Annotated in this window: 13 protein-coding genes and 1 pseudogene; 8 read left to right on the top strand and 6 right to left on the bottom strand. The window is 66.5% G+C overall.

The features are described from left to right. The first annotated feature begins 3 nt into the window (after nucleotides 1-3). The 5 genes from U4Y88_RS00070 (at nucleotide 4) to bcsR (ending at nucleotide 5674) form a co-directional block, all read left to right on the top strand. Nucleotides 4-303 carry a hypothetical protein gene (locus tag U4Y88_RS00070; RefSeq protein ID WP_224015566.1) on the top strand — a complete coding sequence of 100 codons (300 nt, stop codon included), beginning with the start codon at nucleotides 4-6 and terminating at the stop codon, nucleotides 301-303. After that, on the top strand, nucleotides 300-1133 hold the full coding sequence (bcsQ, locus tag U4Y88_RS00065) for a cellulose biosynthesis protein BcsQ (protein ID WP_321781502.1): 834 nt from the start codon (nucleotides 300-302) through the stop codon (nucleotides 1131-1133). The genes U4Y88_RS00070 and bcsQ overlap by 4 nt, the downstream gene beginning before the upstream one ends. Continuing rightward, the gene (bcsA, locus tag U4Y88_RS00060) at nucleotides 1130-3745 is read left to right on the top strand and encodes a UDP-forming cellulose synthase catalytic subunit (RefSeq protein ID WP_321781501.1); all 2616 of its coding nucleotides are present in this window, start codon (nucleotides 1130-1132) and stop codon (nucleotides 3743-3745) included. The genes bcsQ and bcsA overlap by 4 nt, the downstream gene beginning before the upstream one ends. A 78-nt stretch (nucleotides 3746-3823) precedes the next feature. Further along, a complete protein-coding gene (gene bcsG, locus U4Y88_RS00055; protein ID WP_224015556.1) occupies nucleotides 3824-5416 on the top strand; it encodes a cellulose biosynthesis protein BcsG in 1593 nt (530 codons plus the stop codon). Continuing rightward, on the top strand, nucleotides 5417-5674 hold the full coding sequence (bcsR, locus tag U4Y88_RS00050) for a BcsR/BcsP family cellulose biosynthesis protein (protein WP_321781500.1): 258 nt from the start codon (nucleotides 5417-5419) through the stop codon (nucleotides 5672-5674). It begins immediately after the preceding gene. A gap of 26 nt (nucleotides 5675-5700) precedes the next feature. Here bcsR and U4Y88_RS00045 read toward each other — a convergent pair whose 3' ends face one another. The 3 genes and pseudogenes from U4Y88_RS00045 to U4Y88_RS00035 all read right to left on the bottom strand — a co-directional run. Beyond that, complete coding sequence (locus tag U4Y88_RS00045) at nucleotides 5701-6567, bottom strand: SAM-dependent methyltransferase (protein WP_321781499.1); 867 nt, start codon at nucleotides 6565-6567, stop codon at nucleotides 5701-5703. A 46-nt stretch (nucleotides 6568-6613) separates the two neighbouring features. Beyond that, nucleotides 6614-6865: a hypothetical protein gene (locus U4Y88_RS00040; protein ID WP_310630342.1), complete on the bottom strand. Its 252-nt coding sequence runs from the start codon at nucleotides 6863-6865 to the stop codon at nucleotides 6614-6616. Between the two features lie 157 nt (nucleotides 6866-7022). Further along, a pseudogene (locus U4Y88_RS00035) lies at nucleotides 7023-7943 on the bottom strand (hypothetical protein); the annotation flags it as partial. An 81-nt stretch (nucleotides 7944-8024) separates the two neighbouring features. Here U4Y88_RS00035 and U4Y88_RS00030 point away from each other — a divergent pair. The 3 genes from U4Y88_RS00030 (at nucleotide 8025) to rpoD (ending at nucleotide 11618) form a co-directional block, all read left to right on the top strand. After that, nucleotides 8025-8360: a helix-turn-helix domain-containing protein gene (locus U4Y88_RS00030; RefSeq protein WP_065064907.1), complete on the top strand. Its 336-nt coding sequence runs from the start codon at nucleotides 8025-8027 to the stop codon at nucleotides 8358-8360. 299 nt (nucleotides 8361-8659) lie between these two features. Beyond that, a complete protein-coding gene (locus U4Y88_RS00025; RefSeq protein WP_321781498.1) occupies nucleotides 8660-9088 on the top strand; it encodes a GFA family protein in 429 nt (142 codons plus the stop codon). Nucleotides 9089-9638: 550 nt separating this feature from the next. After that, nucleotides 9639-11618 (top strand): RNA polymerase sigma factor RpoD, encoded by a 1980-nt coding sequence (gene rpoD, locus U4Y88_RS00020; protein WP_224015547.1) that lies wholly within the window; start codon nucleotides 9639-9641, stop codon nucleotides 11616-11618. A gap of 113 nt (nucleotides 11619-11731) precedes the next feature. Here rpoD and U4Y88_RS00015 read toward each other — a convergent pair whose 3' ends face one another. The 3 genes from U4Y88_RS00015 to U4Y88_RS00005 are packed head-to-tail and all read right to left on the bottom strand — an operon-like array spanning nucleotide 11732 to nucleotide 13504. Then, nucleotides 11732-12397 (bottom strand): DUF799 domain-containing protein, encoded by a 666-nt coding sequence (locus U4Y88_RS00015; protein WP_224015545.1) that lies wholly within the window; start codon nucleotides 12395-12397, stop codon nucleotides 11732-11734. Nucleotides 12398-12411: 14 nt separating this feature from the next. Continuing rightward, entirely contained in the window at nucleotides 12412-12780 is a 369-nt protein-coding gene (locus U4Y88_RS00010) for a DUF4810 domain-containing protein (protein WP_310631701.1), read from the bottom strand. A gap of 46 nt (nucleotides 12781-12826) precedes the next feature. After that, on the bottom strand, nucleotides 12827-13504 hold the full coding sequence (locus U4Y88_RS00005) for a CsgG/HfaB family protein (protein ID WP_224015542.1): 678 nt from the start codon (nucleotides 13502-13504) through the stop codon (nucleotides 12827-12829). Nucleotides 13505-14051 lie beyond the last annotated feature (547 nt).

Raw genomic sequence — 14051 nt, 5'->3', positions numbered from 1 at the left:
GACATGGATATCTTCTTCGGTTACTTCGTCTGGGGGCTGATCCTCGCCGCGCCGCTCTGGTGGCTCGCGTGGCGTCTGCGCCTCGGACGCTACGTGCCCGACTGGGCCAGGCCCGCGCGTCAGCGGCCGCTCGAACTGCCGCCGCAGCTGGGCGCGCTCGTGATCCGCGGCAAACGCCGCAAGGAAGTCGCGATGCGCCGTCCGTCGGCAGTGCCGCCCGCTGCCACGCTCGCCACGTCTGCCGCGACCGCCAGCGCGGGTTCGGCCAGCCCGTCGGCCACGCTCGCGGAGCCGCGCTCATGAAGACCGTCGCCATCGTTTCCTCGGTCGGCGGCGTGGGCCGCACGACTTTCGCCGCCGCGCTCGCGAGCCTGCTCGCGGCGCGCTCGCATCCCGTGCTCGCCGTCGAATGCGATCCGCGCAACGTGCTGGGCCTGCACTTCGGCCTGCGCGAGAACGCGCGCGAAGGGCTCGTCACGCATCTGCACGACGCGAACCCGTCCGGCGACGCATGGGCGCGCGCCGCGCTGCAAAGCGACGACCAGGTGCTCGTGCTGCCGTGGGGCAGCGCGCCCTATCCAGGCGGCGTCGATGACGTCGACGAAAGCGCCGTCGACGGCTCGTCGCGCCTCGACGCCGACCCGCACTGGCTGCGCAAGCTGCTCGCGCGCGTCGATCTGCCCGCCAACGCGATCGCGCTGATCGACTGCGCGCCGTGGCCCTCGGCGCACGCGCGCCAGGCGATCGCCGCCGCCGACCTCGTGCTCGGCGTGGTCGCGCCCGACGCCACCGCCTGCGCGACGCTGCCTCGCCTGAGCGCCGCGCTGGTGCGCGCGGGCAAGCGCGCCGCCTTCGTCGCCAACGCCGTGGTGCCCGCGCGGCCGCTGCATACCGATCTCGTCGCCTTGCTGCGCGCGCGTCTGGGTGCGGCGATGCTGCCGTACATCGTCCACGCCGATAGCGGCATCCCCGCCGCGCTCGCGAGCGGCACGAACTTCTGCCTCGGCGCGCCGGGCTCGCAGGCGGCGCACGACCTGAACGGCATCGCCTCGTGGCTCTCGCACTGGGCGGCCAACGCGCGCCCCGACGCGCACAGCGGCCTGCCCGAAGGCGCGACGGGAGCGGCGCGATGATACGCGCGCGCATCGCCGCGATCTGGCACGCCCAGTGGGCCATGTTCTGGGCCGCCGTGCGCCGCGTGGGCGCGCCGCAGCTCGACCTCGCCGCCGACGCCTCGCGCGGCCAGTGGCTGCTGCGCCTGTTCTTCCGTCCGCCGCGCCCCGGCCGGCGCGACTGGCCCGCGCTCGTCTTCTCGACGCTCGGCGACGACATCGTCGAAAGCCTGAACATGGGCCGCGACCGCAGCACGAGCGCGTGGCTCTGGCGGCTGTTCCTGCGCCCGCGCCGCGCGCGCCGCCGTCTCGCCGCCGATCTGCGCAAGCTGCACAAGCAGCCGCATCCGCACCGCATCGCCTTGCGCGTCTGGCTCGACAAGCGCCTCGAACCGGTCTACCGGCGCGCCGCGCACGCGAGCGGCGCCGTGGCCGCGCGCCTGCCCGCCGTCGACTGGGACGGCATCCGCGCGCGCCTCGAAAATCTCTCCGAATCGCTCGACCGCGTGCCCTTCCTGCGCCAGGGCCTGCTCATCGTCGCCTTCATCACCGCCGTGGCGATCTGGACCACGCCGCTGCCGCTCGGCTCGCAGGTGCTGCTGTTCTTCCTCGTGTGGCTCATGGTGATGTTCGCGCGCCGCGTGCCGGGCCGCCTCGCGACCATGCTGATGGTGATGCTCTCGATCCTCATGACGGGCCGCTACGTCTGGTGGCGCAGCACGCAGACGCTGCACCTGACGTCGCCCGCCGAAGCCATCGTCGGCTATGTGCTGTTCGCCGCCGAGGTCTACACGTGGGTCGTGCTGATGTTCGGCTATGTGCAGACCGCGTGGCCGCTGCGCCGCAAGCCGGGCGCGCTGCCCGACGATCCCGCCGACTGGCCGACCGTCGACCTGTACATTCCGACCTATAACGAGCCGCTTTCGGTGGTGCGCCCGACCGTGTTCGCGGCGAGCACGATCGACTGGCCGCGCGACAAGCTGCGCATCTATATCCTCGACGACGGCGACCGCGACGAATTCCGCGATTTCGCCGCCGAAGTGGGCGTGGGCTATATCCGCCGCAAGGAGCACAAGCACGCGAAGGCGGGCAACATCAATCACGCGCTCACGCTCACCGACGGCGAGCTGATCGCGATTTTCGACTGCGACCACATTCCCACGCGCTCCTTCCTGCAGACGACCGTGGGCGTGTTCCTCGCCGATCCGAAATGCGCGATGGTGCAGACGCCGCACCACTTCTTCTCGCCCGATCCGTTCGAGCGCAACTTCGACACGTTCCATCGCGTGCCGAACGAAGGCAGCCTGTTCTACGGCCTGATCCAGGACGGCAACGACTTCTGGGACGCGACCTTCTTCTGCGGCTCGTGCGCGGTCATCAAGCGCGGCCCGCTCGAATCGATCGGCGGCCTCGCGGTGGAAACCGTGACCGAGGACGCGCACACCTCGCTGCGTCTGCATCGGCACGGCTTCACGTCGGCGTATCTGCGCACCGTGCAGGCCGCGGGCCTCGCGACCGAAAGCCTCGCGGGCCACATCGGCCAGCGCATCCGCTGGGCGCGCGGCATGACGCAGATTTTCCGCATCGACAATCCGTGGCTCGGCAAAGGTCTCTCGTTCTTCCAGCGCATGTGCTACAGCAACGCCATGCTGCACTTCTTCTACGGGATTCCGCGCCTGATCTTCCTCGTGATGCCGTGCGCGTACCTGTATTTCGGACTGCACGTGATCAACACGCCGGCGCCCGTGATCCTCGCCTACGTGCTGCCCTATCTCGTGATTTCGGCGACCGCGAACTCGCGCATCCAGGGACGCTATCGCCATTCGTTCTGGGCCGAAGCCTACGAGAGCGTGCTCGCGTGGTACATCGTGCTGCCGACCACCATCGCGTTCTTCAATCCGAAGCTCGGCAAGTTCAACGTGACGTCCAAGGGCGGCCACATCGAGAACGACTATCTCGACTGGACCATTTCGACGCCGTATCTGGTGCTGCTCGGCATCAACGTGTGCGCCGTGCTGGCCGGCATCGCGCGGCTGACGATCTGGCAGAGCGAGGAGCCGGCGACCGTGTTCATGAACCTCTTCTGGGCGGGCGTGAATCTCACGGTGCTCGGGCTCGCGGTGGGCGTGGCGAAAGAGGCGCGCCAGGTGCGCGTGGCGCACCGCATTCCGCTGCGCGTGCCCGCGATGCTGACGCTGCCCGACGGCCGCACGCTCGCCTGCAAGACCGAGAACTATTCGATGGGCGGGCTCGGCCTCGTGCTGCCGCCCGACTCGGGCCTCGACAAGCTCGAAGCGGGCGAGCGCGTGAGCGTGTGTCTCGCGCGCGGCGTGGTGGAGCACGACTTCCCGGCAGTGGTCGCGCGGCTGGCGGACCGGCGCCTGGGCGTGCGTTTCGAGGACATGAGCATCGAGCGCGAACGGCGTCTGGTCGAATGCACGTTCGGGCGCGCCGACGCGTGGCTCGAGTGGGACGACGCGACGCCCGAGGACGCGCCGCTTCATGGTCTCGTCGAGCTGATCATGCTGAGCTGGCAGGGCTATCTGCGTCTGGCCGATGCCTTCTTCGACGCGCTCGAAAACATCTTCACGCGGCGGCGAGTCGGACGGGGCGACCCGGCCGGCCAGCCCTGATACGACCACGTCGGCCACGCCTCAACGACCGACCTGACGAACGACATTAAGCCGCGCAACGCGGGAACGCGACACACCATGGGCCTCTGGAATCTCTACTTTGCCGCCAAGCTGTATCTGTTTTCGCTGGGCAAGATCAGCCCGGTCTGGCTGCTCAACATCCTGTTCGCGGCCGCGCTGCTGGTGCCGCTGCGGGTGCGCTGGCTGCGCATCGCGCGCAACGTGCTCGCCGTGCTGGCGGGCATCGCGCTGTTCTATCACGAGTCGGGCTGGCCGCCAATCAGCCGCGCGATCTCGCAGATCCCCGTGCTGCTGACCTTCACGCCGTCGTACATGCTCGAACTGCTCGGGCGTCTCATCTCGCTGAAGATGATCGTGAGCACGGTGCTGGCCATCCTGCTCTACTTCCTGATCAACCGCTGGATCCGCGTGACCACGCTGGTGCTGATCGCACTCGTCGCGGTGCCGCTGTGGCAGGGCGCGGGCACGCTGGTCGCGAACGCCAGCAGCGCGCTCGCGCAAAGCGCCTCGGGCGACGGCCCCGACGGCGACAGCCGCAACGCCAACGAGCCGCGCAACGAGCAGGCCGGCACCTACGACCAGCAGCTCGCGGCCTTCCGCGCCAACGAAGCGGGCCGCCACGTGAACTTCACGCCGCTCACGCAGGACGCCAACGCGCAGTTCGACATCATCGTCGTGCATATCTGCTCGCTCTCGTGGGACGACATGGACGTCGTGAAGGCGCGCAACAATCCGCTGTTCTCGCGCTTCGACTACATCTTCCAGAACTTCAGCTCGGGCGCGAGCTACAGCGGCCCGGCCGCGATCCGCGTGCTGCGCGCGACCTGCGGACAGGAAGCGCACAAGGCGCTCTACGATCCGGCGCCGGCCGAATGCCATCTGTTCGCGCAGCTCGCGCAGGCCGGTTACACGCCGCAGGCGCTGCTCAATCACAACGGCCGTTTCGACGACTTCCGCGGCACCGTGCTCAAGGAAATCGGCGTGCCGGGCGTGACGATTCCGTCGAACGACGGCCTGCCCGTGTTCATGAAGGAGTTCGACAACTCGCCGCTGGTCGACGACTACGACGTGCTCGCGCGCTGGTACAAGCAGCGTCTCGCGGCGGGCGGCGGTCCGGTCGCGCTCTACTACAACACGGTGTCGATGCACGACGGCAACCGTCTGCCCAACAGCAAGCTCACGAGCCTGCAGTCGTATCCGATCCGTCTGCAGACGCTGCTCGGCGACGTCGACAAGCTGATCGACCTGGTCGCGCAATCGGGCCGCAAGGCGGTGATCGTGTTCGTGCCCGAGCACGGCGCGGCGCTGCGCGGCGAGGAGAACCAGATCGCGGGCATGCGCGAGATTCCGACGCCGCGCATCGTGCACGTGCCGGTGGGCGTGAAGATCGTCGGCTTGCCGGCGGGCACGGAGCACGCGGGCGGCCCGGTCACGATCGACACGCCGACGAGCTATCTCGCGCTCGCGCAGCTGCTCGCGAATCTGGTGGCGAAAAGCCCGTTCGCGCCGGGCGCGGAACCGCTCGCGCAATACGCGAACGGCCTGCCGCAGACGCGCATGGTGGGCGAGAACGAAGGCACCGTGTCGATGACCACGCCGACCGGCTATGTGATCCACACGCCGGACGGCGTCTGGGTGGAGGGCAAGTAAATGGCGCTGAAACGCTGGCTGAACGGGCAGCGCGCGCGCAGCAATCCGCTGCTGCCGAGCGATATCGACGCGCTCGCGCGGCTCGTCGAAGGCGTGGACGCCGACCGCTATTACGACGTGCAGGCGCAGGACGCGTGGCAGGACGCGGCGGCGCGCTGGCCGCTGGTGGCGGCGGTGCTGGAGCTGGAGACCGGGCCGTTGCCCGAGGGTTTGCCTGAGTCTTTGCCGGAGTCTTTGCCCGACGAAACGAAGGAGTAAAACTAGCGCCGGATGCGTTTGAGACGCTACACGCGTTCGGCGAGCACCACGCGCTCCATCGGCATGCAGTCCAGCAGGCGGCCGGTGGACGCGATATAACGGCGCGCGAGCGCCTCGGGCTCCGGCTGCGCGATCACGCGCCAGCCGTAACCGGCGAGCAAGGCGCGCACCGCCTCGGGATCGATCCCGAATCGCCAGATCGCCCCCCGCGCAACGAAACGCCGATACAGCGCTTCTTGTCCCTGCGGCACCTTCCCTTCCAGAAAATCGCGGCTCACGTAGGTGAACGCCAGGCGGCTGCCCGCCGCCGCGCGCCCGAGCATCTCGAACGTGGCGTGCACAGTCGCGCTGTCGAGATATTGCGTGACGCCTTCCCAGACGAAAAACGTGCGCCGGCTGCGCGTATAGCCTTGCGCGGCCAGCACCGCGTCGAGCGCGAGATGCTCGAAATCGACGGCGACGAGCGTGACGTTCGCGGGCAGCTTGCCGAAGCGCCGCAGGAGGCGCTGGCGTTTGGCGTCGATGTTGGCGGGCTGATCGAGTTCCCAGGCGGGCACACCGGTGTCGCGCAGCAGGCGGAACGCACGCGTGTCGAAGCCCGCGCCGAGGTTCACGAACGCATCGATGTGCGGCAGCGCCTCGGTCAAGGCGTCGTCGATAAAGCGCTTGCGGCACAGCATGCCGCCCCATAGGCCCGGATAACGCCGTTCAGCCAGCGTGACGAGCCGAAGCGCCGTGCGCGTGCCCATCAGCGAAATGAGCCAGCGTGCGGGTGTCGGCAGCAGCGCGGCGGCCAGATCGTCGACGACGATGCGGCGCTCGACAGGCAAGCGCTGCTCGACGGCCACGAGCGCCATCGGACCGATGCCGGTTTGCGCGGCTTCGCGGGTCATTGAGTCATCGGGCTGGATTCACGGATGCTGTGCGCCGATCGCGCGATCACGCATCCAGCGCCGCCTGCGTGCGCCGCCGTCCCTGCACGCGCGTGACGGAATCGAACAGCGCCTCGGCGCGCGCGAGTTCATCGAGCGCGAGGTCCAGACGCGACTGCGCCGCGCCATGCGAGCGCGCAGGATCGAGGTCGCCGAACGCGGCCTGCTGCGCGGCGCGAAACGCCTGATCGACGTTGCGGCTCGCTTCAAGAAAGCGTCGGGCGGCCTCGGCCTCGCGCGAATGGGTGGGTATCGCCATGGAACAGTTCCATCGTGGATTGCGCCGGGTCGGCGCCGAACAGCAGATCGCCCTGCGCGATGTCGCGCAGCAGATCGCCTTGCGCGGGACCGTGCGAGACCGTGCGCGTGCGCACGCCGCGCAGCAGATCGTTCTGCGCGCGCCCCGGACGCGCGGGCGCGCAGTCGGCGGGCAGCAGGTCGAAGAGATCGCGCGCGAACAGCTCGCGCGTGACGCCGCGCGTGAGCGGCTGCGCGGCTTCGACGCGGCAGCGCGACGTTTCCGCGCCGAGCGTGAATTCGGCTTCGCGCAGCGCGGCGGTTTCGCGCGCCTTCGCGCCGAGATCGAACAGGTCGCTCGTCACGCCGCGCGCGGGCTGCGCGGGCGCGCTGCGCAGACGCCGCGTGAGTTCCACCCAGGCGTCGAAGTCCGCGTTGCGCGCGGCGTCGTGCAGCGCGGCCATGTCGCGCGCCTTCACGCGCGTGGGCTGCGCGAGGCGCACGAAGTACGGCGCTTCGAGTTCCACGCCGAAGGCGACCGCGTAGGTTTTGGCGGCCTTTGAGTCACTCGTCCCCTTCGCGTCCTTCGCGCCGGACCGCTCCGCGCGGTCCACCACCACCGTGCCCTGCGACGGCGACGGCGCCTTGCCCGTGCTCACGCTGCGCAGACGCTCGGGCTGCACGCGCAGGCTGCTGCCGAGCGTGAGTTCGGTGGGCGACGCGCACACGAGCGCGTAGTGATGATCGCGCGGCTTGCCCGACGGAAAGCGCAGGCGGCTCGTGACGAACACGTGCGGCGGCAGCGGGCGCACCTGGCCGCTCGCATCCACCCACACATTCCAGACCAGCGCGCCTTCACGGCGCAGCTCGGCCATGCGCGGACGGCTGGCCGCCGCCGAAAACAGCGCGAGCAGCGAGCCGGTGCGCAGCGCCGCGATCTGCGCGCTGTTGCCGAGCGGCTGATTGATGCCCCACAGGAACCGACCGCCGCCCAGCCTGCGCTCCCACTCCTTGCGCAGGACGATCGTCGGGAGATCTTCTCCCGTCTCCGATCCGATCCTGGACCAGCAAAACGTGGGGGGTAGGTGTTTGAGCGCCATCGACATCCTCAGAAATGCAGCGAGCCCGCCAGTTTCGGCGAGCAATTCAATAAGCGTTACTGTATAGGTATAATGCATGACATGGAAGCCCCAGACACTCATTTTCCCGTGCAGGAACTGCTGCGCCGGCTGACGGCGGACAGCCGCTCATCCAGCGAGATAGCAAGGCTTTCCGGCGTCAGTCAGCCTACGGTTTCGCGGCTGCGCGCCTCGAATGGGCGCAGGCTGCGCCGTAGCGCGTCATTCAATAAGCTATGCAGTTTCTATGGTGTGAAGGCCGCCGCGCGCCAGGCGGGCGCCTATAACGACCTGCTGCGCAACGCCATCGTCGAGGCGTGGGACGGCTCGGAGGAGCACGGCCGCGCCTTGCTGGTCGTCATCAACGGCTTGAAGGAGCTGCGGGAACGGCCCGGGTGAACGCGCTGAGCGCGTCGGGCGCTTGAGGTAACCGGATTTGGGAGGCGGCGCGTATCGATGGTCCCCATCGGCGCCAAAATCTGACGGAAAGTACGGTTTTTTGGGGGCCAACAGGGCTCCCAAGGCCTTGTGGCGCCTGCGATGCACGTCGCAGGGCGGATTTCGGCGCCGGAAGTCCCATAAGCGGTAACCTTTGGCCCATGGCATGTGACCGAGAAACGCGATATGGGTACCTCGCACGCGCCATCTCGTAACGTTTCGCCGGGTTTTCCAGCCTGGCCCGCTGCCAGGCCCTCTCCATGGACACAAACGCCACCCAATCGCCCCACGCCTCGCTGCGCGGGCAATGCCTGTGCGGCGCGGTGCGCTACCGCGTCAACGACGCATTCGGCTACGCGTTCAATTGCCACTGCTCGCAGTGCCGGCGCGCGACCGGCGCGGCGTTCAAGCCGTTCGCGGGCATCGAGCGCGCGCAGCTGTGCCTCGAAGCCGATCAGGCCGACGTGCTCGTCTACGGCGACGCTCAGGCCGCGCACGACATCCGCTGCCGCCATTGCGGCTCGCTGCTCTATTCGGTGGTGCGCGAAGGCGCGTATGTCCACGTGACGATGGGCACGCTCGTCGATGCGCCCACGATCCGGCCGCAAGGTCACCTGTTCGTCGGGTCGAAGGCACCCTGGCACGAGATCGCCGACGCGCTGCCGCAGTACGACGCATTTCCGCCGTAATGCATGGGTGCCCGACGGCGGTCAACGGTAATCAGGACAGCACGTTCTATATAGTGTGGATTGCGAGCGCCGCGGCGGGCTTCACGGGGACCGATAGCGGCGGCTGGCGATTGTGATGCGACGTGCAACTATCCGTTTCGGTGAACGATAGAAAAAGAGCGAACCAGGAACCTGGATACGTGTCTAATCCACACGCGCAGAGAAACGTCAAACAGGAATGTCAACGTAGACAAGCGATGCGGCAACGAAGTCTCCCACGCGGCTTTCATCCATTTGGAATACGCTCCGACCCTCAAAGGGCGGTGCGAACCATGGCGCGCGGCGCCAACACCACGTTCGGGTTGCTTCGCATGGCGTAACGCACTACCATACGCGATCTTTCTGCATTGCACGAAAATCCAGGACGCCACGCCGTCGTGTGTTGGCGCTCGCTCGGCGGGACCTCGCGCCCCCGCCCATTCCCCTGCAATTTCGTCATCGCCAGGACGCCACGCCGCTGGCGCGTGACCCTTTTTGCCCTCGTGGGGCAATTCCTTTCGAGGAGAATGTATTGACAAGCCATGACCGGGAAGACGCGCCCACGTCTACCCGCACCGCCCGCCGCGGTTCCAAGGACAAGACCGGCGATGCGACTCCGTTGGACGGCGCCTCGCAACTGGAAAAGCGCCAGCATCAGATGCGCGCGCTGATCAAGCTCGGTCGCGAGCGCGGCTATCTGACGCACGCTGACATCAACGACCACCTGCCCGATAACTTCGCGCAGACGGCCGCGCTGGAAACCATCGTCGCGACGTTTAACGACATGGGCGTGCAGGTCTACGAGCAGGCGCCCGACGCCGACACGCTGCTGCTGAACGAAGATTCGCGCGCCGACCGCCAGGCCGACGACGAAGCCGACGAAGAAGTCGAAGTCGCGCTGTCGACGGTCGACTCGGAATTCGGCCGCACGACCGACCCCGTGCGCATGTACATGCGCGAAATGGGTTCGAGCGAGCTGCTCACGCGTGCCGGTGAAATCGAAGTCGCCAAGCGCATCGAAGACGGCCTCCAGGAAATGATCCAGGCGATCGCGGCATGCCCGTCGATCGTCGCGACCATTCTGGCGGACGCCGATCGCGTCGCGGCAGACGAAATGCGCATCGACGAGCTCGTCGACGGTATCGGCAGCGACGAAGCCGCTGCGGAACCGGCGGCCGCCGCCGAAGCCGACTCGAGCGACGACGTCGAAGCCCAATCGAGCGACGACGACGAATCGGACGACTCGGACAGCGAAGAAGACGCAGAAGCCGACAACGCCAAGGCGAACGAAGCCCTGCTCGCGCAGCTCAAGGCAGACAGCCTGGCGATCTTCGCGCGCGTACGCACGCTGTTCGACGCCATGACCTGCACCGGCGACGCCAACGCACGCGCAACGGCCGCCGAAATGCAGATCTGCGCCGACATCCAGAGCGAACTCGCACCGATCCGCTTCACGGCTCGCACGATCGACCGCCTGTGCACGATGCTGCACGAGCAGGTCGCGGCGATCCGCGCGATCGAGCGCAACGTGCTGGCCATCGTCGTCGACCGCTGCGGCATGCCGCGTGAAGCGTTCATCGAACAGTTCCCGGGCAAGGAAACCGACCTCGACTGGGGCGTGCGCGCTGCCGCCGCTTCGACGAAGTACGGTCCCGCGCTCGAGCGCAGCCTGCCGGCCGTCCAGGCCGAACAGCGCAAGCTCGCCGAAATCGAAGCCGCGGCTTCGCTGTCGCTGCAGCAGATCAAGGCGATCAACCGTCGCATGACGGCCGCCGAAGCGAAGATGCGCCAGGCGAAGGGCGAGATGGTCAAGGCCAACCTGCGTCTCGTGATCTCGATCGCGAAGAAGTACGTGAACCGTGGCATGCAGTTCCTCGACCTGATCCAGGAAGGCAACATCGGCCTGATGAAGGCGGTGGACAAGTTCGAATACCGCCGCGGCTGGAAGTTCTCGACCTACGCCACGTGGTGGGTGCGTCAGGCCGTGACGCGTGCGCTCGCCGACCAGGCGCGCACGATCCGCGTGCCGGTGCACATGATCGAAACGATCAACAAGCTGAACCGCATCTCGCGCGAGATCCTGCAGCAGACCGGCATGGAAGCGCATCCGGCCGATCTGGCCGCGCGCATGGGCATGACCGAAGAGAAGGTGCGCGGCATCCTCAAGATCGCCAAGCAGCCGGTTTCGCTCGAAAGCCCGGTGGGCGACGACGGCGACGCCACGCTCGGCGACATGATCGAGGACGCCGGTTCGGCATCGCCGGCCGACGCCGCGATCCACGCGAACATGCGTGCTGCGATCGACGAGGCGCTCAAGGCGCTCTCGCCGCGCGAAGCGAAGGTGCTGCGCATGCGCTACGGCATCGACACGACCTCGGACCACACGCTCGAGGAAGTGGGCAAGCAGTTCGACGTCACGCGCGAGCGTATCCGCCAGATCGAAAGCAAGGCGATGCGCAAGCTCATGCACCCGAGCCGCGCCGACAAGCTGCGTCCGTTCCTGGAGCGCTAAGCGCTTTTCCGCGCGTCAGTGCAGTGTCGACTGAACCGCGCTGGAATGAAAAAGGCCCGTCACTTCGGTGACGGGCCTTTTTATTTGCGGCAGCTTTTTTACTACTCGCGACTTCAGTCCGTGCCGAACTTCGGCGAATGCGGACCGTAGAGCAGACCGGTCGGCGGACCCGCGTGCAGCAGGCGATAGCTCGTCACGCCGGCAATATCGTGGCTCTTGTCGGTCAGCGAGTTCGCGATCTGCTTGATCGCCGCCGTCACCAGCATGCCGATCAGGCCGCCGCCGCTACTGTTGTTGCCTTCGCTGCTGCTCGCGCTCGCGCGGCCTTGCCAGAGCACGTCGCCGCTGCTCAGATCGACGAGTTTCGCCGATGCCGTCACGATCGTCGCGCTGTCGAGCACGCGATACTGCGTGCCGTATTGCGTGATCGTCGTGTAGACGGCCGCATCGGCGCCGAAGATCTCACGCAGCTTCGCGGCCGAGGTCTGCTGGATATCGGCAGGCGTCGTGAGACCGTTCTGCTTGAACGTCTCTTCCATGACCGCGACCGGAATCACGTAGTAACCGGCTTCGGCGAGCGGATACGTCATCTGCGAAAGCATGCTGTTCGATGCGCTCACGTCGGTCGTCGAGTTCTCGGGCGGCAGCACGAGAATCGTGCGCGGACGGGCGTTCTTGAACGCCGAGTAGTCCACGTGCTTGACGGGCTGCGCACAGGCGGACAGCAGGGCGAGCACGGACAGCGCCAGCCAGAGCTTGAGGGAAAGGATTCGGGACATGTCGGTGCGCTCGCTTATTGTTGCTTCGTTTTCTTCTTCATCAGGAAGTCCATATAGGTCGTCGACTCCGGGAAGAGATGCTTCTCGGCGTCGAATTCCTGCATGGCCTGCGCGTCGTTGCCGACGTTCGCGTACAGCATGCCCAGTTGCGCATGGAAGCCCGGCGGCGTCTTGTTGCCCTTCGCGCGAATCTCCTGCAGCGACTTTTCGAGCGCGTCGATCTGCTGCTGCGGCGACTTTTCGCCCTTCAGGTAGTCATAGACGCCCGGCTGATAGCCGTTCCACTGATACAGCGACGGCGTGGCGGGCGCGCAGCCCGCGAGCAGCAGCGTTGCTGCCGTGACAGGCAGGCAAATTCCCCGAAGCGTGCCGATGTATTTCATTTAAAACCCCGTATGCGTAGTTATTTTGGTCAGCGATGACGCAGGTTCAGTGGGCGGTGCGCAGCGCGCCCGCGTCGACCTGATCGGCCAGGTGATTGACCGCTTCCTGGATCGCCAGCTCGAGCACCTTGCCGTTGAGCGTCGAGTCGTAGCTCGCGGTACCGCCGAAGCCGATGATTTCGCGATTCGACAGGCTGTATTCGCCCGCGCCTTGCGCCGAGGCGATCACTTCCGACGTCGTGGTATCGACGACGTTGATGTTCACCTTCGCGTACGCGATCTGGTTCTTGCCGCTGCCGAGAATGCCGAACAGCTGGTGGTCGCCGACTTCCTTGCGGCCGAATTCGGTGACGTCGCCGGTGATGACGTAATTGGCGCCCTTGATCGCCTGGGCTTGCTTCGCGAAGCCGGCTTCCTGGCGGATCTCGTCGAGGTTGTCGCGATCGAGCACGCTGAAGCGGCCGCTCTGTTGCAGCGACGTGATCAGAATGGTCTTCGCCTGGCCGCCGAGACGGTCGATGCCATCGGAGAAAATGCCGCGCATATAGGCCGAGCGGTTATCGAACTTGCCGACGGCGATCTTCACCGGCTGGCCGACGGCGGGACGCTGCGCGCTCGCGACAGGAGGAACCGGCAACGTACGCGACGACTCCGTTGCGCAACCGCTCAACGCCGCGATGGCGGCGGCGGCCAGCACGGCGCCACAGGTGATGGACAACTTCATGGAGACTCCTTGGTGGTGGAACTAAAACGACGACAAACATGCGCCAGGCGGCGCGTATGAATTGAAGCGACAGGAGATCGGAGAGTTGTCGCGAGGTGCGGCGCGGGATGGCGTGTTGTGCGGCACGGGCGCGTGTGAACGCGCCGCGCGGAGTGGCGCAGAAGTGTGTATGGCGCAGCACGGCGCTGCGCGCGTGGTCATTCCATCGGCATTGCATGTTTCGCGCTTCCTGCACGCGAGCGCGTGCACGGAAGTCCCCGGATTCTTGTCGGTGTAGCGTGTTATTTTATGTTCGTAGCAAAAAGCTACCCACGACTATATATCGTCGGAATTCTTCGAAACTTCAGTAATTTCGCGATTTAATGCTGTTTAAATATTCTGATTTTGAGCATTTAAATCTCTTTAAAGTCGTCTTGATATAGCGCTTTAAAGTGATGGGGGAACTTCGGAGGGGAATTGGTGAGGAGGTGTGCGTTTGGATTTCACGCACGTAAACGCCAGAACCCCGGCTCTCATGTTGAGAAACCGGGGTTCTGGACGTACTGCA

Source organism: Paraburkholderia sp. J94, from assembly GCF_905220285.1.
Taxonomy (GTDB): Bacteria; Pseudomonadota; Gammaproteobacteria; order Burkholderiales; family Burkholderiaceae; genus Paraburkholderia; species Paraburkholderia tropica_A.
Note: the sequence above shows the minus strand (reverse complement) of the source record. Positions and strands in the feature narration are given on the sequence as shown.

Bases quoted from the DNA above. Each gene is read 5' to 3' on its own strand.
- U4Y88_RS00070 (WP_224015566.1), top strand. From the start codon at position 4: ATGGATATCTTCTTCGGTTACTTCGTCTGGGGGCTGATCCTCGCCGCG.
- bcsQ (WP_321781502.1), top strand. From the start codon at position 300: ATGAAGACCGTCGCCATCGTTTCCTCGGTCGGCGGCGTGGGCCGCACG.
- bcsA (WP_321781501.1), top strand. From the start codon at position 1,130: ATGATACGCGCGCGCATCGCCGCGATCTGGCACGCCCAGTGGGCCATG.
- bcsG (WP_224015556.1), top strand. From the start codon at position 3,824: ATGGGCCTCTGGAATCTCTACTTTGCCGCCAAGCTGTATCTGTTTTCG.
- bcsR (WP_321781500.1), top strand. From the start codon at position 5,417: ATGGCGCTGAAACGCTGGCTGAACGGGCAGCGCGCGCGCAGCAATCCG.
- U4Y88_RS00045 (WP_321781499.1), bottom strand. From the start codon at position 6,567: ATGACCCGCGAAGCCGCGCAAACCGGCATCGGTCCGATGGCGCTCGTG.
- U4Y88_RS00040 (WP_310630342.1), bottom strand. From the start codon at position 6,865: ATGGCGATACCCACCCATTCGCGCGAGGCCGAGGCCGCCCGACGCTTT.
- U4Y88_RS00030 (WP_065064907.1), top strand. From the start codon at position 8,025: ATGGAAGCCCCAGACACTCATTTTCCCGTGCAGGAACTGCTGCGCCGG.
- U4Y88_RS00025 (WP_321781498.1), top strand. From the start codon at position 8,660: ATGGACACAAACGCCACCCAATCGCCCCACGCCTCGCTGCGCGGGCAA.
- U4Y88_RS00015 (WP_224015545.1), bottom strand. From the start codon at position 12,397: ATGTCCCGAATCCTTTCCCTCAAGCTCTGGCTGGCGCTGTCCGTGCTC.
- U4Y88_RS00010 (WP_310631701.1), bottom strand. From the start codon at position 12,780: ATGAAATACATCGGCACGCTTCGGGGAATTTGCCTGCCTGTCACGGCA.
- U4Y88_RS00005 (WP_224015542.1), bottom strand. From the start codon at position 13,504: ATGAAGTTGTCCATCACCTGTGGCGCCGTGCTGGCCGCCGCCGCCATC.